Below are 13,907 nucleotides of genomic sequence, written 5' to 3'. Positions count from 1 at the left end.
CAACGGCCCGTGCGCACGCGCCCTCTTCCGGCTCGACAGTCCATCCCCACGAAAGGACGCACGTTGAGTACGAGCCAAGCAAGACGCGCGACTGTGGCGATCACCGCGATGACCGCGATCGGTGCCGTACTGGCGCCGGCCGCCCCGGTGTTCGCCGCCGAGCCGCCCCGGGTCGACCTCCGGGCGGACGTGAACCGGGACGGGCGCGTGGACGTCTCCGGGGCGACGGACACGGCCGGTGAGGACGGCTGGAGCCCGGAGCGGGGCGCGCTCTTCCTGCCGAACATCGACGACGACACCAAGCGGTGCAAGTCCACCGGCCCGGGCGGCAAACCGCTGCCCGACGCCAAGCTGGCCGCCTGCAACGACGCGGCCGACGCGGTGGTGAACGGCGCCGCGGACGCCGCCGATCTGGCCCGGGTGCGCGCCGTGCCGATGAGGAACGTGTCCGCCTCCGCCACGGGGTCGCTGAGCGTCGTGACGGGCGGCAAGAAAACCCGGGTCTTCGTCAAACGCGGCGCCGGCTGGACCCTGGTCACCGCCAGGACCCGGCTGACCCCGGCCGAGCTCCGCTCCGGGGTGGAGCTCGGCGTCGAGAGCACCGACGTCATACGCGACAGCGCGGTCTGGGACGGCCGCGCCGTGATACGCCTGACGGTGACCGACGGCGGGAAGAGCTCCTCGGACGACGTCACCCTGCGGGTCGCCCCGTTGCTGACCCACCACCATCTGCAGAACGCGCAGCAGATGATGGTCACCAGGCTGCCCGGAAAGGACCCCTGGGTGCGCCGGCAGCAGGCGTTCGTCAAGGGCCTCGCGGCCGAGGCGAAGGCGGCGGGGATCAGCAAGCCGCTGGTCACCTTCGACAAGTACGGGGACATCTGGGCACAGGACTTCGTCGAGCCGGGCTACGTCAGCATGACCGGACCCGACGGGCGCCGGCAGGTGATCCGGGTGATGCTGCGCTCGGCGCAGGCGGACCGCGAGGCCGGACGGGAGCTGTTCGAGAAGCTGCGCGGCAACGGCGTGGGCGTGGTGCAGGTGTCCGGGGTCCGCGACTCGGAGGAGTGGACCCTGAACTCGATGGGCAACCTGGAGACCGTTCCCCCGTACGCCCAGGGCGGCCGTTCGTTCCCGGCCGGGCGCATCATCATGGGCGAGCGGAAGGACAACGGCTCGAAGCCCGCACAGGTGATGCGGACGCTGCTGAAGTCCCAGGGCTTCCAGGACCCGCTGCTGCTCGACACGTCCTGGCTGCACGTGGGCCACGTCGACGAGTTCGTGCAGTTCCTGCCCGCGAACACACCGCGCGGCTGGAAGATCGGGATCGCGGACCCGGAGGCGGGGCTGAAGCTGCTGCGGGACGCGCAGAAGGCCGGGCACGGCAAGACCCGGATGTTCTCGGTGCCCGGCAGCAAGGACGTGCCGGCGCCCAAGGAGACCATCGACCAGGCGCTCGCCTCCAAGTGGCTGGTGGCCGACAACACCATGGCCGCCCAGCGGATCAGGGCGAACCTGGCGGTCCTCCAGCGCGAGACCGGCGTGACCGACGCCGAGGTCGTGCGGGTCCCCGCGCTCTACACGCGCGGTACGGAGGAGGACGAGCGGGGCGACCGCATGCCGCGGCTCTCGCGGATGGGCGCCGGAGAACCGCCGGTGCCGGAAGCGGTGCGTGAGCACGGCCAGCAGAAGGAGCTTCGGCGGTCGGCCGACCGTGCCGGGGGCCCGGGTGCGGTCATGACGAGCGCGTACGTCCCCGGCGCGGTCAACGGCGTGCTGCTCGGCAGGGACCGCTATCTCGCACCCCGCCAGTGGGGTCCGGTCATCGGCGGCAAGGACGTCTTCACCGCCGCCGTGACCGCCGCGTACACGCGCGAGGGCCTGAAGGTGTCGTACATCGACGACTGGGACACCTACCACCTCGGCATGGGCGAGGTGCACTGCGGCACGAACACCCTGCGCGACGCCTCCGGCATGTGGTGGAAGCGCTGACGGCGGGGGAGTCCGGGCGGCGTGACCGGTTCGCCGGGCACGCCGCCCTTTCGTACGCGGTCCTGCCCTTCACGCACGGGTCGATTCCACCGAGGGCGGAACGCCGTCCCCTTGTGGCGGGACGTGACGCTCCTACCCTTGAACGGGTGAGCAACCAGGCCCCGAAGCAAGCCCGTGTCGTCCCGCTGCGCCCCTACCCGGCGAAGGAGCCTCTCTGGCGGCACGTCGTCGGCGGCGCCCTGCGGCGTGAACGGCGCGCGCAGGAGCGGACGTTGAAGGACGTGGCCGAGGCGGCCCGGATCTCGGTGCCGTACCTCTCCGAGCTCGAGCGGGGCCGCAAGGAGGCCTCCTCGGAGGTACTGGCGGCCGCCGCGCGGGCCCTGGGGCTGGGGCTCGCCGACCTGCTCTCGCTCGCCCGGACCGAAATCTCCCCCGCCACCGCCGACACTCCCGGCAGCACCGCCTCCGCCGCGCCGGGCGCCCCCGCCGCGCCGGTCCGGACGGAGCCCGGTCGGACCGGCGCCGTCCGCGGCATGACGGAGCTGAGCGCCGCCCGTCGCCGCGGGCCCGGCCGCGGCCGGTCCTCCGCCACCCGCGGCGACGTGCGGCTGGCCGCCTAGGTGTAGTGATGACGAGCGTCGACCACGCTCGTCATCACTACACAGGGGCCCGTCCGGTCGATCCTGTTGCCGGTGAGGGTGCCGACGCGCGGAGGACTCGCGAGCGCCGCGCTTGGCGATTCCTCCAGACGGGGCCGCATCTGCGACGGATGAACGCCCGAAACGTTGTACATGCGGCCAGAGCGTGCATATCGTGGCGCACATGCAGTCCTACACCATCGGACAGGCGGCTCGTCTGCTCGGCGTCAGTCCCGACACCGCGCGCCGCTGGGCCGATGCCGGGCGTGTCGCGACCCACCGCGACGAGAGCGGGCGTCGCCTCATCGACGGCCGCGACCTGGCCGCGCTCTCCGTGGAGGTGGGCCAGGGCGCCCTGGGCGAGGACGAGGCCGCGTACACATCTGCCCGCAACGCGTTCCCCGGCATCGTCACCGCCGTGAAGCTCGGCGACGTCGCCGCCCAGGTGGAGATCCAGGCCGGTCCGCACCGGCTCGTCTCCCTGCTCACCCGGGAGGCCGTCGAGGAGCTGGGCCTGGAGGTCGGCATGCAGGCCACCGCCCGCGTGAAGTCGACCAACGTGCACATCGACCGGACCTGACCCGCGCGGCTCGCCGTCCGCGGCCCGGGGTGTCCGCAAGGTGGCGTCGTCCGCCCGCCGGGCAGACGGGGCTTCGCGGGCACGACCGAGGGAAGAGTGATGAACCGTCTCAGGAGCCGTGGGCCGCGCCTGCCCGCAACCGGCTCGCGCGTGCCCGGCTCGCGCGCGCCGATCGCTCTCGCGCTGCCCGCGCTGCTCGCCGTGGCGTTGCTGCTGCTGCCGCTCGTCGGGGTCCTCGCCCGCACCTCGTGGGGCGAGCTCGCCGGCCACCTGGGCAGCCCCGCCACCGTCGAGGCCCTGCGGCTGTCGCTCGTCGTGTCGTTCTGGGCGCTGGGGCTGTCCCTGCTGCTCGGGGTACCGCTGGCGTGGCTGCTGGCCCGCGTGCCGTTCCCCGGCAAGGCGGTCGTGCGCTCCCTGGTGCTGCTGCCGATGGTGCTGCCGCCCACGGTCGGCGGTGTGGCCCTGCTCCTCGCCTTCGGCCGCCGCGGGCTGCTCGGCCCGTGGCTGGAGGACACCTTCGGCGTCACCCTGCCGTTCCACACCTCGGGGGCGGTCGTCGCGGCGACGTTCGTGTCCATGCCGTTCCTCGTCATCAGCCTGGAAGGCGCGCTGGGCGGGCTGCGGCCGCGGTACGAGGAGACGGCGGCGTCCCTCGGTGCCTCACCGGTCCGGGTGTTCTTCACCGTGACGCTGCCGATGGTCGCGCCCGGACTCGTCGCCGGGGCGGCCCTCACCTGGGCGCGGGCGCTCGGCGAGTTCGGCGCCACCATCACCTTCGCGGGGAACCTGCCGGGCACCACCCAGACACTGCCGTTGCAGGTGTACCTGCTGCTCCAGGAGCAGCCGGAGGCCGCGACGTCGGTCTCGCTGCTGCTGCTCGCCATCGCCATGGTGGTGCTGGTCGCCCTGCGCGGCCGCTGGTCGGGCACGCCGACCGCCCGCGCGTACCCGCCCGCCCCGGTGGCGGCCGACGCCGAGCCGGACGCCCCCCGGGCGCCCGTGCCGCCCCCGGACGACACGCCCCCGGCCCCGCCGACCGAGCGCTGGGCCCTGCACGCCGAGGTCACCGGCTTCAACCGGCTCTCGCTGGACGCCGAGCCCGGCACCACGATCGCGGTCGTCGGCCCCAACGGCGCCGGCAAGACCACGCTGCTGCGCGCGCTCCTCGGTCTGACGCCGCGCGCCCACGCCGCGCTGCGCCTCGGCGACACGGAGGTCACGAAGCTGCCGCCGCACCGCCGCGGGGTCGCCTGGGTCCCCCAGGACGGGGCGCTCTTCCCCCATATGACCGCCCTCGCGAACACGGCGTACGGGCTCCGGGCGCGCGGCGTCCCGCGCGCCGAGGCCCGACGCAGCGCCCGGCGGTGGCTCGACCGGCTCGGCGTCGGCCATCTCGCCGGCCGCAGGCCCGCCGAGCTGTCCGGCGGTCAGGCCCAGCGCGTCGCCCTGGCCCGCGCCCTGGCCGCCCGACCCCGGCTGTTGCTGCTCGACGAGCCCCTCGCCGCCCTCGACCAGACCACCCGGGCGCACGTGCGCCACACGCTGCGGGGCCATCTGGCGGACTTCGGCGGGGTGTGCCTGATCGTCACGCACGACCCGGTGGAGGCGGTGTCGCTCGCGGACCGGGTCCTCGTCCTCGACGAGGGCCGTGCGGTGCAGGACGCGCCGCCCACCGAGGTCACCCGTCACCCCCGCTCGCCCTGGGTCGCCCGCATGCTGGGCCGCAACGCCTGGCCGGGCACGGCGACCGACGACGGGCTCGGTCTCGCGGCCGGCGGCCGCCTGGTCGTCGCCGACCCGCTCCCGGCCGGCACCGAGGCCCTGGCGATCATCGCCCCGGAGGCCGTCGCGGTCCACCGCGAACGCCCCGGCGGCAGCCCCCGCAACGTCTGGCCGGGCACCGTCCGGGAGATCACCGCCTCCGGCAGCCGCCTGCGCGTCCTGATCACCTCCGACAAGGCCCCGGACCTCGTCGCGGAGATCACCCCGCAGGCCGCCGCGGAGCTGGACCTGGCGGACGGGACGCCGGTCTGGACGAGCATCAAGGCCACCGAGACGACGGTGGTCGCGCTGTAGGTCCGGGCAGGCGTCAGGACGGCTCGTCGACCAGTCGCGGTGCCTCGCCCTCGGGCTTGCTGACGTCGATCACGGAGAACAACGCGCCCTGCGGGTCGCTGAGTGCCGCGAAGCGGCCGTAGGGGGTGTCCATGGGGCCGAAGCGCAGCACGCCGCCGCGTTCGGTCGCCCTCGCGACCGCGGCGTCGCAGTCGTCGACGCCGAAGTAGACGTTCACGTACACCGGCACCTCGGGCGGGAAGTCCTCGGGGGTCATCTTCATCCGGCCGAGGACCGGGGCCTCGCCGATGCGGAAGACCTTGAAGTCCATGGGCACGTCCTCCATCCGCTGCACGCGGTAGGGGAAGACGGCGGCGAAGAACGGGTCGGACTTCTCCGGTTCGCGGGTGAAGACCTCGGCCCAGCAGTAGGCGCCGGCCCTGCCCTGGGCCTCGAAACCCTGGTGGACGCCGGCCTGCCAGACGCCGAAGACGACGCCGCTGGGGTCGCGGGCGAGCACCATCGTTCCGAAGTCGCCGACCTGCATGGGTCCCATGACGACCTCGCCGCCGTTGTCCCGCACCTTGCGCGCGGTGGCCTCGGCGTCCGGCGAGGCGAAGTAGAGACACCACTGGGACATGCCCTCGTCTTCGCCCATGGGCGGTACGACGGCGGCGACCGCCTTGCCGTCGGAGTAGGCCTGGGTGTAGTCGCCGTACTCGGACTGTGCCTCGGCGAAGGTCCAGCCGAGCACGTCGCCGTAGAAACTCTTGGCGCCCTCCACGTCGGTGAACATCGCGTCCGCCCAGCACGGGGTGCCTTCGGTCAGTCCGGCCATCGTTCCGACCCTCTTCCGCTCGGTCCGGATGGGAGGTGGTCCACTGGCCACGCTAATCAGCGGTCGGCGTATGCGCGCGCCGGAACTCCGGGAAGTCGGCGCGAGTCCGCGGGGGCGGCTGTCCTCAGCGATTGACGAGGTGTCATACTGTCGGTGTAGCCCTTCGTGCATCCCCCGTCGCGAAGGGCTACACCCCTTTCCGGGCGCGTTTCTTCCCCGATTCCGCGCACGTCCTCACGGGCAAGGGACTCCCCTCGTGGCCCCCTGCCCGTGTTTTTTCGAGTTAACAGTGACGTAGAGTGTTTACGCAAGTCCGGTTCTGAAGCAGGAGCAGGATGTTCCGCTTTGTCACCGAGGCAAAGGCGGCAATGTTCAGGGTCGGTTACAGTACGAGCCCGTTGACCGAAATCGAACATCGCGCAACGTGGGGACCTTGATGGACAACGGCGAAGAGCAGACGCCCGAGCTGAGGACGTTGCAGCAGAAGGTCGAATACATGGTGGAGAAGACCTTCCCCGGCCAGAAGGTCTCCGGGCGGCAGTTCGCGGAGCTCGTCAAGGAGCGGGGCGGCTCCCTCTCGCACAGCTACTTCTCCAACATCCTGGCGGGAAAGGTCACCCACCCCTCGGAGGACATCCTCAAGGCGCTCGGGCTGGGCTTCGGCGTCGACTGGAGGTTCTTCAAGGAGGAGTCCGAGGTCGTCGACGACGTGGTGGCCGGTCTGCAGTTCCTCGCCAAGCGGCGCACCGGCGAGATCAGTGGGGTGGCCGGCCGGGGCCTCGACGACGACGGCATTCCCGCCGAACTGCTGGAATTCGCCCTTTCCCTGCTGGAAGAGAGCAAGAAGGAACCCGAACAGCGCGAACCGGGGCCGTAGCGAACAGGTGTCCGCGTGGGTTGGCTAAAATCGCCCACCGCATGTCACAGGCACGCGTGACTACGACCAAGAGGCCCCCATGTCCATGCGCGAGCTGCGGAAAGAGTGCGAAGCCGGACTGGCCGACCTCCCCATCCCAGCCCCTTTCAGCATCGCGGAGCTGGTGAGGAACATGGAGGCGGCCCGCGGCCGGACCATCGTCCTGCGCGAACTGCCCGAGCGGCTGGCCCGGGTCAACGCCGCCTGCGGGCTGCGCCTCACCTCGGGCGACACCAGTTTCGTGCTCTACCGCCGGCGCCCCACGGACTACCAGACCCAGCACGTCATCCTGCACGAGCTGTGCCACGAGTGGTTCGACCACGGCACCAGCCTCGACGCCGAACAACTGCGCACGCTGCTGCCCGTCTTCGACACCTCGCTCATCTCCCGGGTACTGCGCTCCGGCGCCACCGTCCAGGCCCGTGCCCAGTACGACACGCACGACGAACGCGTGGCCGAATTCGGTGCCTCGCTCATCCCCCGGATGGCCCGGGACGTCACCAGCGATGACATGGTGGGGCGGCTCGCCAACTCGCTCTCCCGGCCCGTCGCCCACCGGCGCCGCCGCCTCTTCCGCCGTACCAAGGACTCCCCGTGACCCCGCTCGACCTCGCCGGCTACCTCATAGCCGGTCTGATGACCGCCGTCGCCCTCTGGCGGATGCCGGCCGCGCTGTGGGGCGACGAAGAAGACAAGCGCCGCCGGGCCCTGTGGGGCTGCTACGCGGGATTCGCCGTCGCCCTCTGGACGAAGACCCACGTGGTCCGCATCGGGCTCAACAACAGCCCGGTCGTCGACCTCGCCGTCCTCATCAAGCACTACACGGCGACCATCGCCATCCTCGCGATCCTCAGCTACATCGTCGCCATCTACGGCCACTACCCGGAGGACGGGGCCGTCCCCCGGCACGTCCGGTTCGCACGGTTCGTCCAGCAGGTGGCGGCCAAGGCGTCCGTCGCCACGCTGATCCTGCTGACCGTGCTGTTCTTCACCGTGGTCGACCGGTCCGTGCCCTCCGACCGGTTCGTCTCCGACCACGCCGGCCAGTGGGGCGCCACGCTCTACATGAGCGTGTTCTACCTGTACTTGGGCGCCGCGTCCGCCGTCTGCGCCTACCAGTGGGCCCTCGCCACCGGCAATGCCACCCTGCGCCACCTGCGCGTCGGACTCGGCATGATGACCGCCGCCATGTTCATCGGCGTCGGCTACACCGTCAGCCGCACCCTGTTCATGTGGGTCAGCGTCGTCGACACGCCCAGCCACTCCTTCGCGCAGACCTTCGACAAGGTCACCGAGTTCGCCCAGATCGTGCTGTTCGCGTTCTTCGCGGTGGGCGCGTCGATCCCGGCGTTCAGCAAGGGCTGGCGGCGCGTCAAGCTGTGGCGGGCGCAGGCCCGGCTCCACCCGCTGTGGCACGAGCTGATGACGGCCTTCCCCGACCAGCCCTTCGAACCGCCCCGCTCGCTCGCCCGGGAACTCACCCGGTTCGACACGCCCGCCGACCTGCGTGTCGACCGGTGGGCCGCCGACATCGCGGACGCGGTCGAGAAGCTGCGGCACTACGTCCCCGACAGCCTCCTCGTGGCGGCGGACCGGGCGGCGGGCGGCGCCGGGCCGCTCGCCGAGGCCCACTGGATCAAGGCCGCCCTCGCCACCAAGGCCGCCGGCGCGCCGGCCGGGCCCGCCGCCGCCGTCGAACCGCGGCACGCCGCCGACCAGGACGACGAAGTCGCCTGGCTGGTACGGGTCGCCGCCGCGTACCGGACCGTCACCGCCGACCGGACCCGGGAAGTCCTCGCGTCCATGGAGACCTCAGCAGCGTGAGCACCAGCACCGCCACCCGCAGCGCGGCCCGCACCGTCACCGACGTCCTCCAGCCCCGCAACCTCCTGCTGGCCGGCATGCTCGCCATCGGCCTGGCCGCCGCGGGCGACTGGACCGGGCTGCCGTGGGGCCTGCTCGGCGCCCTGTGCGCCGGGCTCGTCCCCGCCGGCTACATCGAGTGGGAACGCAAGCGCGGCACCTGGGGCGACCGGCACGTCGTCGACCGGACGAAGCGGGCACCGATCTTCTTCGTCATCCTCGGCTCCATCGGCGCGGGCTCGCTCGTCATGGTCCTCGGCCACGCCCCCACCGGCATCCTCGTCGCGATGCTCGCCCTGTGGGCGATGACCGTGGGACTGCTGGCCGTCAACACCGTCTGGAAGATCTCCGTGGACTCGGCGGTCGCCTCGGCCGTCGTGGCGCTGCCGGCCGCCGTCCACTCGCCGTGGTGGCTGCTCGGCTACGGCATGACGGCCGCCGTGTGCTGGTCACGCGTCGCCCTGAGGTACCACACGGTGGCCCAGACGATCGCCGGCGCCGCGCTCGGCGCCGCCACGGGCCTGGCGCCCCTTTGAAGGGGCTCGGTTCGGCTCCGGAGCCGCCTGCTGCCGGTCGGCCTCACGCTGCTCAATGCGGACATGGAGGCGGCCCGCTCGGTCACCCCCAGACCGCGCGGGCCGCCTCCGCGCCCGCCCAGGCGGCGAGCAGGCCCACCGCGACGCTGCCGAGGACGTTGGCCACCGCGTACCGCGTCGCTCCGGTCTCGGCCAGGCGCAGCGTCTCGTACGAGAACGTCGAGTACGTCGTCAGCGCGCCGCACAGGCCGGTGCCGAGGAGCAACTGGAGCCGGGAGGAGGCCGCGCCGGCCGCGACCGCGCCGGTGAGGACGCCGAGGACCAGACAACCCACGGCGTTCACCGCGAAGGTGCCCCAGGGGAAGACGCTGTCGTGGCGGGCCTGCACCGCCCGGTCGGTCAGGTAGCGCAGCGGTGCGCCGACCGCGCCGCCCACGAGGACCAGCAGCCAGTTCACCCGTCCCGCCCCGGGCCCGCCCAGCGGACTACCTCGCAGCGGTCCAGGGTGGCCGTGCCCTCCGTCACCAGCTCGTCCAGCCGCGGCAGGAACGCCCGTACCCGCTCCTCCTCGTCCACGATGACCACCGCCACCGGCAGGTCCTCGCCGAGGGACAGCAGCCGTGCCGTGTGGATGAGCGAGGAGGCGCCGAAGCCCTCGATGCCGCGGAACACGCTCGCCCCTGCCAGGCCCGCCTCGTGCGCGCGGTGCACGATCTCGGTGTACAGGGGCCGGTGGTGCCACTGGTCGCTCTCGCCGACGAACACCGTCAGCCGCAGCGCCGTACCCGTCCGTTTCGTCATCGGGCCCTCCCCGCCAGGGCGCGGCGGGTGGCCCACGCCGCGAGGGTGACGGCGGCCAGCGCGGCCGCCGGGGTGGCCACGAGATACGTGAGGGCCTGCGCCGTACGGCCGGTGGCCAGCAGGTGCTCGGTGTCGACGGCGTACGTGGAGAAGGTCGTGTACCCGCCCAGGACGCCGGTCCCGAAGAACGGCCGGACCAGCCGGTGCGCCGGCCACGCCTCGGTGATCAGGACGAGGAACACGCCGATGACGGCGCAGCCCGTCGCGTTGACGCACAGGGTGCCCCAGGGGAAGCCGCCCTGCGGGGCGGGCCAGAGCAGGGAGACGCCGTACCGGCCGGAGGCGCCCAGCGCGCCGCCGACCGCCACCGCGCCCACCGCGGCAGGGTCGCCGGGGACGCGCTTTCGGGAGAGTGCCATGGCCCCAGCCTGTCAGGGCCGTCGCGGGGGTGCCTTTTCAGCCCTTCGTGAGCAGCTGGGCCAGGAACGCGTCGAGTTCCTCCAGGCGCTCCTCGCCCGCCGGGACCGCCTTGTAGGTGCGGGCCAGGAACGGGCCGATGGACCGCGCCCACACCCGGAACTCGGCGTGTCCCGCCTCGCCGTCGGCGCCCGGGCCGCGCAGTTCGATGCGGATCTCGTCGCGGTCGCCGATCCGGGCGGGCCGCATCCGGACGTCACCGACCCCGACCGGGTGACTCATCGCGTTGCGCAACATCTCCCGGTCCAGGCGCCACTCGGCGTAGACGTGGCCGCCGTGGGTGAAACCCACCGAAACCGCGAACGGGTCGCGGACGTCGTACGTCAGCTGTGCCAGTACGGTGAGCTGCTCGCCGTTCTGCGAGAGAAGCCGCATGCAGACCTTGTCGCGCAGGACCGCGTCCATGTCGTTCCTCCTGGGTGGGTGGATCGGTGCCCGGCCTCTCCAGTGCCCGCCCAGCGGCAAGTGATGCCCCGCGCCCGGCTCACATCGGGTCGATCCCACCGGTGTCCGGGTCGGGACCGGGCCCGGGGCCGGTCCCGCGGCCACGGCCGGGCGGCCTGCGCGGCGGCGGCTCGTGGCGCAGGACGTCCTGGCGTTCGGCCGGCCGGCCCGGCGTGCCGTGCCATGGGTCCGCCGCATCGCGTCGGGCCTCGCCGAGCAGCCGCTCCACGCGGCGGCGCACCGGCTGGATCAGCCCGCCGCCGACGCCGACGACCAGGATGCCGGTCACGGTGACCAGCACCGCGCCGAACACCGGCCGGGCCACCTTCGACGGGGCGCCGGACACGCCTTTGCGGAACTGCACGGTCAGGGTGACGGTGGTGGCGCGCTGGGACATGAGTGGTCCTCCGCTCGGCGGGCCCCCCACGGACGCGTTGCCTCCTTCGTGGATAGCAGGGGCGCCGGGCGGCCGCCCGCCGCGTAGTCCGGTCGGCGCACGCCGCACTGCGGGAAGCGCGCGCCGTTCCTACCTTGGCTGAATGACCGTCAGTTCTGTAGTGCTCCGGGCCGCGGGCGGCGCGGCCGTGTCCCTGCTCCTGCTGTCGTTCCCCGCGGCCGCGGTGGCGGCGCCCCATCCCGTCGAGCCGATGCCGCCGCGGGCGACCCCGCGCGCCGACCCGGCCGTACTGCACCGCTCTGGCACCCAGGTGCGGCTGCCGTCCGGCGCCACACGGCCGCCCGAGCTGTCCGCGCGTTCGTGGCTGGTGGCGGACGCCCGCACGGGTGACGTACTCGCCGCGCACGACGCGCACCGGCGGCTGCCGCCGGCGTCCACGCTGAAGGCGCTGTTCGCGCTCACCGCGCTGCCCCGCATCGGCGGGCAGACCCGGCACAAGGTCACCGGGCGGGAGCTGGCGGGGATCGGCGACGGCAGCAGCCTGGTCGGGGTGAAGGAGGATCTCACCTACCGGGTCTCCGATCTGTGGAACGGGGTCTTCCTCAGCTCCGGCAACGACGCCGTGCGCGTCCTGGCGAGCCTGAACGGCGGCTGGCAGTCCACCGTCCGGCAGATGCAGCGGACGGCCGAGCGGCTCGGCGCCCGCGACACGCGCGTCGTCTCGCCGGACGGCTACGACGCCCCGGGGCAGGTGTCGTCCGCCTACGACCTGGCGGTCTTCGGCCGGGCGGGGCTGCGGAACCCCGACTTCGTCCGCTACGCCGGCACGCCCTACGCCAAGTTCCCCGGCGACGGCTCGTCGTACGGCATCCGCAACACCAACCGGCTGCTCACCGGCGACGACGGCGTGGACCGCTACCCGGGCGTCATCGGCGTCAAGAACGGCTACACGAGCAACGCGGGCCACACCCTGATCGCCGCGGCCCGGCGGGGCGGCCGCACCCTGGTTGTGACGGTGATGAACCCCCGGTCGGGAGGTCCGTACGCCGTGTACGAGGAGGCGCGGGAGCTGCTCGACTGGGGCTTCGGGGCGGGCCGCCGGGTGCGGCCGGTGGGCTCGCTGCTGCCGCCGCCGCTCGGCGGTGACGCGCCGCGCGCGACCCCGTCGGCCACGGCCGTCGTGGCCCGCCGGTCCCCCGCAGCGCCGGCCGCCGCCGCGTCGGTGCCGGTCGTGGCCCGCGCCGTGGCCGCCCCGGGCCCGCAGGCGGACGTCCCAACCGGCGGGGCGCCGGACGACGGGCCGTATCTGCTGCTGCCCCTGACGTTCGTGGCCTCCGCGTGTCTGGCGGCGGCATGGCTGTGGCTGCTGCGGCGGCGGCTGGACGATGGACACCTGGCCCCGTCACGAAGGAGACTTCCATGGCCGTTCCGGTGATCCTCGACTGCGACCCCGGGCACGACGACGCCTTCAACATCATGCTCGCCGCCGCGAACCCGGCGATCGACCTCCTCGGGATCACCACCGTCGCCGGCAACCAGACGCTGGAGAAGACGACGCTCAACGCCCGGCGGGTCTGCACGGTCGCCGGCATCGAGGGCGTGCCGGTCGCCGCCGGGCTGGCGCGACCGCTGCACGGGCCCGGCATGGTGGCCCACGACATCCACGGCGACTCGGGGCTCGACGGCCCCGGATTCGGCGAGCCGACCGTCCCGCTGGACGAGCGGGACGCCCTCACCCTGATACGGGACGTGCTGCTCACCCATCCGGAGCCGGTGACGCTCGTGCCGACCGGGCCGCTGAGCAACATCGCCGCGTTCCTGCTCGCGCACCCCGGGCTCCTGGACCGGGTGGAGCGGATCGTGCTGATGGGCGGGTCCACGGGACGGGGGAACCGCACGCCCGCCGCCGAGTTCAACATCGCCTCCGACCCCGAGGCCGCCGACATCGTGTTCTCCAGCGGGCTGCCCGTCACCATGATCGGGCTGAACGTCAGCCACCAGGTGCCCGCGACGCCCGACGTGCTGGCCCGGATCGAGGCGCTCGGCACCCCCCTGGCGGCTCTCTGCGTCGATCTCCTGACGTTCTTCGGCACGACCTACCGCGAGGTGTTCGGGTTCGCCGCCCCGCCGCTGCACGACCCGCTGACCGTGGCGCACCTGATCGACCCGGCACTGATCACGCTGGTCGACGCGCCGGTCGCGGTCGAGCTGACCGGGACGCACACCCGGGGCGCGACCGTCGTCGACCTGGACGGCGTGACCGGGCGCCCGGCGAACGCCCGGGTGGGCGTCGGCGTGGACGCCCCCCGGTTCTGGGACCTGGTCATCGGGGCGGTGCGCACACTGGGCGGCTGACCGGTCCGCGCCCGG

16 protein-coding genes are annotated in these 13,907 nt (G+C 73.1%); 10 read left to right on the top strand and 6 right to left on the bottom strand.

Annotated elements, in window-relative coordinates; genetic code table 11:
- The first annotated feature begins 108 nt into the window (after positions 1–108).
- The 4 genes from ACY34K_RS21690 to ACY34K_RS21675 all read left to right on the top strand — a co-directional run bounded on the left by ACY34K_RS21690 (position 109) and on the right by ACY34K_RS21675 (position 5,286).
- Positions 109–1,992: a protein-arginine deiminase domain-containing protein gene (locus ACY34K_RS21690; protein ID WP_462749527.1), complete on the top strand. Its 1,884-nt coding sequence runs from the start codon at positions 109–111 to the stop codon at positions 1,990–1,992.
- 146 nt (positions 1,993–2,138) lie between these two features.
- Complete coding sequence (locus tag ACY34K_RS21685) at positions 2,139–2,612, top strand: helix-turn-helix domain-containing protein (RefSeq protein WP_462749524.1); 474 nt, start codon at positions 2,139–2,141, stop codon at positions 2,610–2,612.
- Positions 2,613–2,814: 202 nt separating this feature from the next.
- Complete coding sequence (locus tag ACY34K_RS21680) at positions 2,815–3,210, top strand: TOBE domain-containing protein (RefSeq protein WP_462749522.1); 396 nt, start codon at positions 2,815–2,817, stop codon at positions 3,208–3,210.
- A 99-nt stretch (positions 3,211–3,309) separates the two neighbouring features.
- The gene (locus ACY34K_RS21675) at positions 3,310–5,286 is read left to right on the top strand and encodes an ABC transporter permease (RefSeq protein WP_462749520.1); all 1,977 of its coding nucleotides are present in this window, start codon (positions 3,310–3,312) and stop codon (positions 5,284–5,286) included.
- A gap of 13 nt (positions 5,287–5,299) precedes the next feature.
- Here the strand turns inward: ACY34K_RS21675 and ACY34K_RS21670 are convergent, their stop codons facing one another.
- On the bottom strand, positions 5,300–6,103 hold the full coding sequence (locus ACY34K_RS21670) for a VOC family protein (protein ID WP_462749519.1): 804 nt from the start codon (positions 6,101–6,103) through the stop codon (positions 5,300–5,302).
- A 436-nt stretch (positions 6,104–6,539) separates the two neighbouring features.
- On the opposite strand from ACY34K_RS21670, the gene ACY34K_RS21665 reads away from it, so the two are divergent.
- The 4 genes from ACY34K_RS21665 (at position 6,540) to ACY34K_RS21650 (ending at position 9,418) form a co-directional block, all read left to right on the top strand.
- Positions 6,540–6,980 carry a hypothetical protein gene (locus tag ACY34K_RS21665; RefSeq protein WP_462749517.1) on the top strand — a complete coding sequence of 147 codons (441 nt, stop codon included), beginning with the start codon at positions 6,540–6,542 and terminating at the stop codon, positions 6,978–6,980.
- A gap of 79 nt (positions 6,981–7,059) precedes the next feature.
- The gene (locus tag ACY34K_RS21660; RefSeq protein WP_462749514.1) at positions 7,060–7,617 is read left to right on the top strand and encodes a toxin; all 558 of its coding nucleotides are present in this window, start codon (positions 7,060–7,062) and stop codon (positions 7,615–7,617) included.
- Positions 7,614–8,843 carry an MAB_1171c family putative transporter gene (locus ACY34K_RS21655; protein WP_462749512.1) on the top strand — a complete coding sequence of 410 codons (1,230 nt, stop codon included), beginning with the start codon at positions 7,614–7,616 and terminating at the stop codon, positions 8,841–8,843. The genes ACY34K_RS21660 and ACY34K_RS21655 overlap by 4 nt, the downstream gene beginning before the upstream one ends.
- Complete coding sequence (locus ACY34K_RS21650; protein ID WP_462749510.1) at positions 8,840–9,418, top strand: hypothetical protein; 579 nt, start codon at positions 8,840–8,842, stop codon at positions 9,416–9,418. The genes ACY34K_RS21655 and ACY34K_RS21650 overlap by 4 nt, the downstream gene beginning before the upstream one ends.
- Positions 9,419–9,500: 82 nt before the next feature.
- Here ACY34K_RS21650 and crcB (ACY34K_RS21645) read toward each other — a convergent pair whose 3' ends face one another.
- The 5 genes from crcB (ACY34K_RS21645) to ACY34K_RS21625 form a co-directional block, all read right to left on the bottom strand.
- Positions 9,501–9,875 (bottom strand): fluoride efflux transporter CrcB, encoded by a 375-nt coding sequence (gene crcB, locus ACY34K_RS21645; RefSeq protein WP_462749508.1) that lies wholly within the window; start codon positions 9,873–9,875, stop codon positions 9,501–9,503.
- A complete protein-coding gene (locus ACY34K_RS21640; protein WP_462749505.1) occupies positions 9,872–10,219 on the bottom strand; it encodes a DUF190 domain-containing protein in 348 nt (115 codons plus the stop codon). The genes crcB (ACY34K_RS21645) and ACY34K_RS21640 overlap by 4 nt, the downstream gene beginning before the upstream one ends.
- Complete coding sequence (gene crcB / locus ACY34K_RS21635; RefSeq protein ID WP_462749502.1) at positions 10,216–10,638, bottom strand: fluoride efflux transporter CrcB; 423 nt, start codon at positions 10,636–10,638, stop codon at positions 10,216–10,218. Before crcB (ACY34K_RS21635) ends, ACY34K_RS21640 begins: the two co-directional genes overlap by 4 nt.
- Before the next feature lie 37 nt (positions 10,639–10,675).
- Positions 10,676–11,101, bottom strand: coding sequence for an SsgA family sporulation/cell division regulator (locus ACY34K_RS21630; RefSeq protein ID WP_462749500.1), 426 nt, complete (start codon positions 11,099–11,101; stop codon positions 10,676–10,678).
- A 79-nt stretch (positions 11,102–11,180) separates the two neighbouring features.
- Positions 11,181–11,537, bottom strand: a complete 357-nt coding sequence (locus ACY34K_RS21625) for a hypothetical protein (protein WP_462749499.1) — start codon at positions 11,535–11,537, stop codon at positions 11,181–11,183.
- Between the two features lie 142 nt (positions 11,538–11,679).
- Between ACY34K_RS21625 and ACY34K_RS21620 the strand changes: the two genes are divergently transcribed.
- Together ACY34K_RS21620 and ACY34K_RS21615 are read left to right on the top strand one after the other, a co-directional pair.
- Positions 11,680–12,972: a D-alanyl-D-alanine carboxypeptidase family protein gene (locus tag ACY34K_RS21620; protein ID WP_462749498.1), complete on the top strand. Its 1,293-nt coding sequence runs from the start codon at positions 11,680–11,682 to the stop codon at positions 12,970–12,972.
- Positions 12,957–13,892: a nucleoside hydrolase gene (locus ACY34K_RS21615; RefSeq protein ID WP_462749496.1), complete on the top strand. Its 936-nt coding sequence runs from the start codon at positions 12,957–12,959 to the stop codon at positions 13,890–13,892. The genes ACY34K_RS21620 and ACY34K_RS21615 overlap by 16 nt, the downstream gene beginning before the upstream one ends.
- Positions 13,893–13,907: the final 15 nt, after the last annotated feature.

The organism is Streptomyces sp. STAM6 (genome assembly GCF_054963715.1).
The sequence above is the reverse complement of the archived record's forward strand: the minus strand, read 5'-3'. Positions and strand labels throughout refer to the sequence as shown.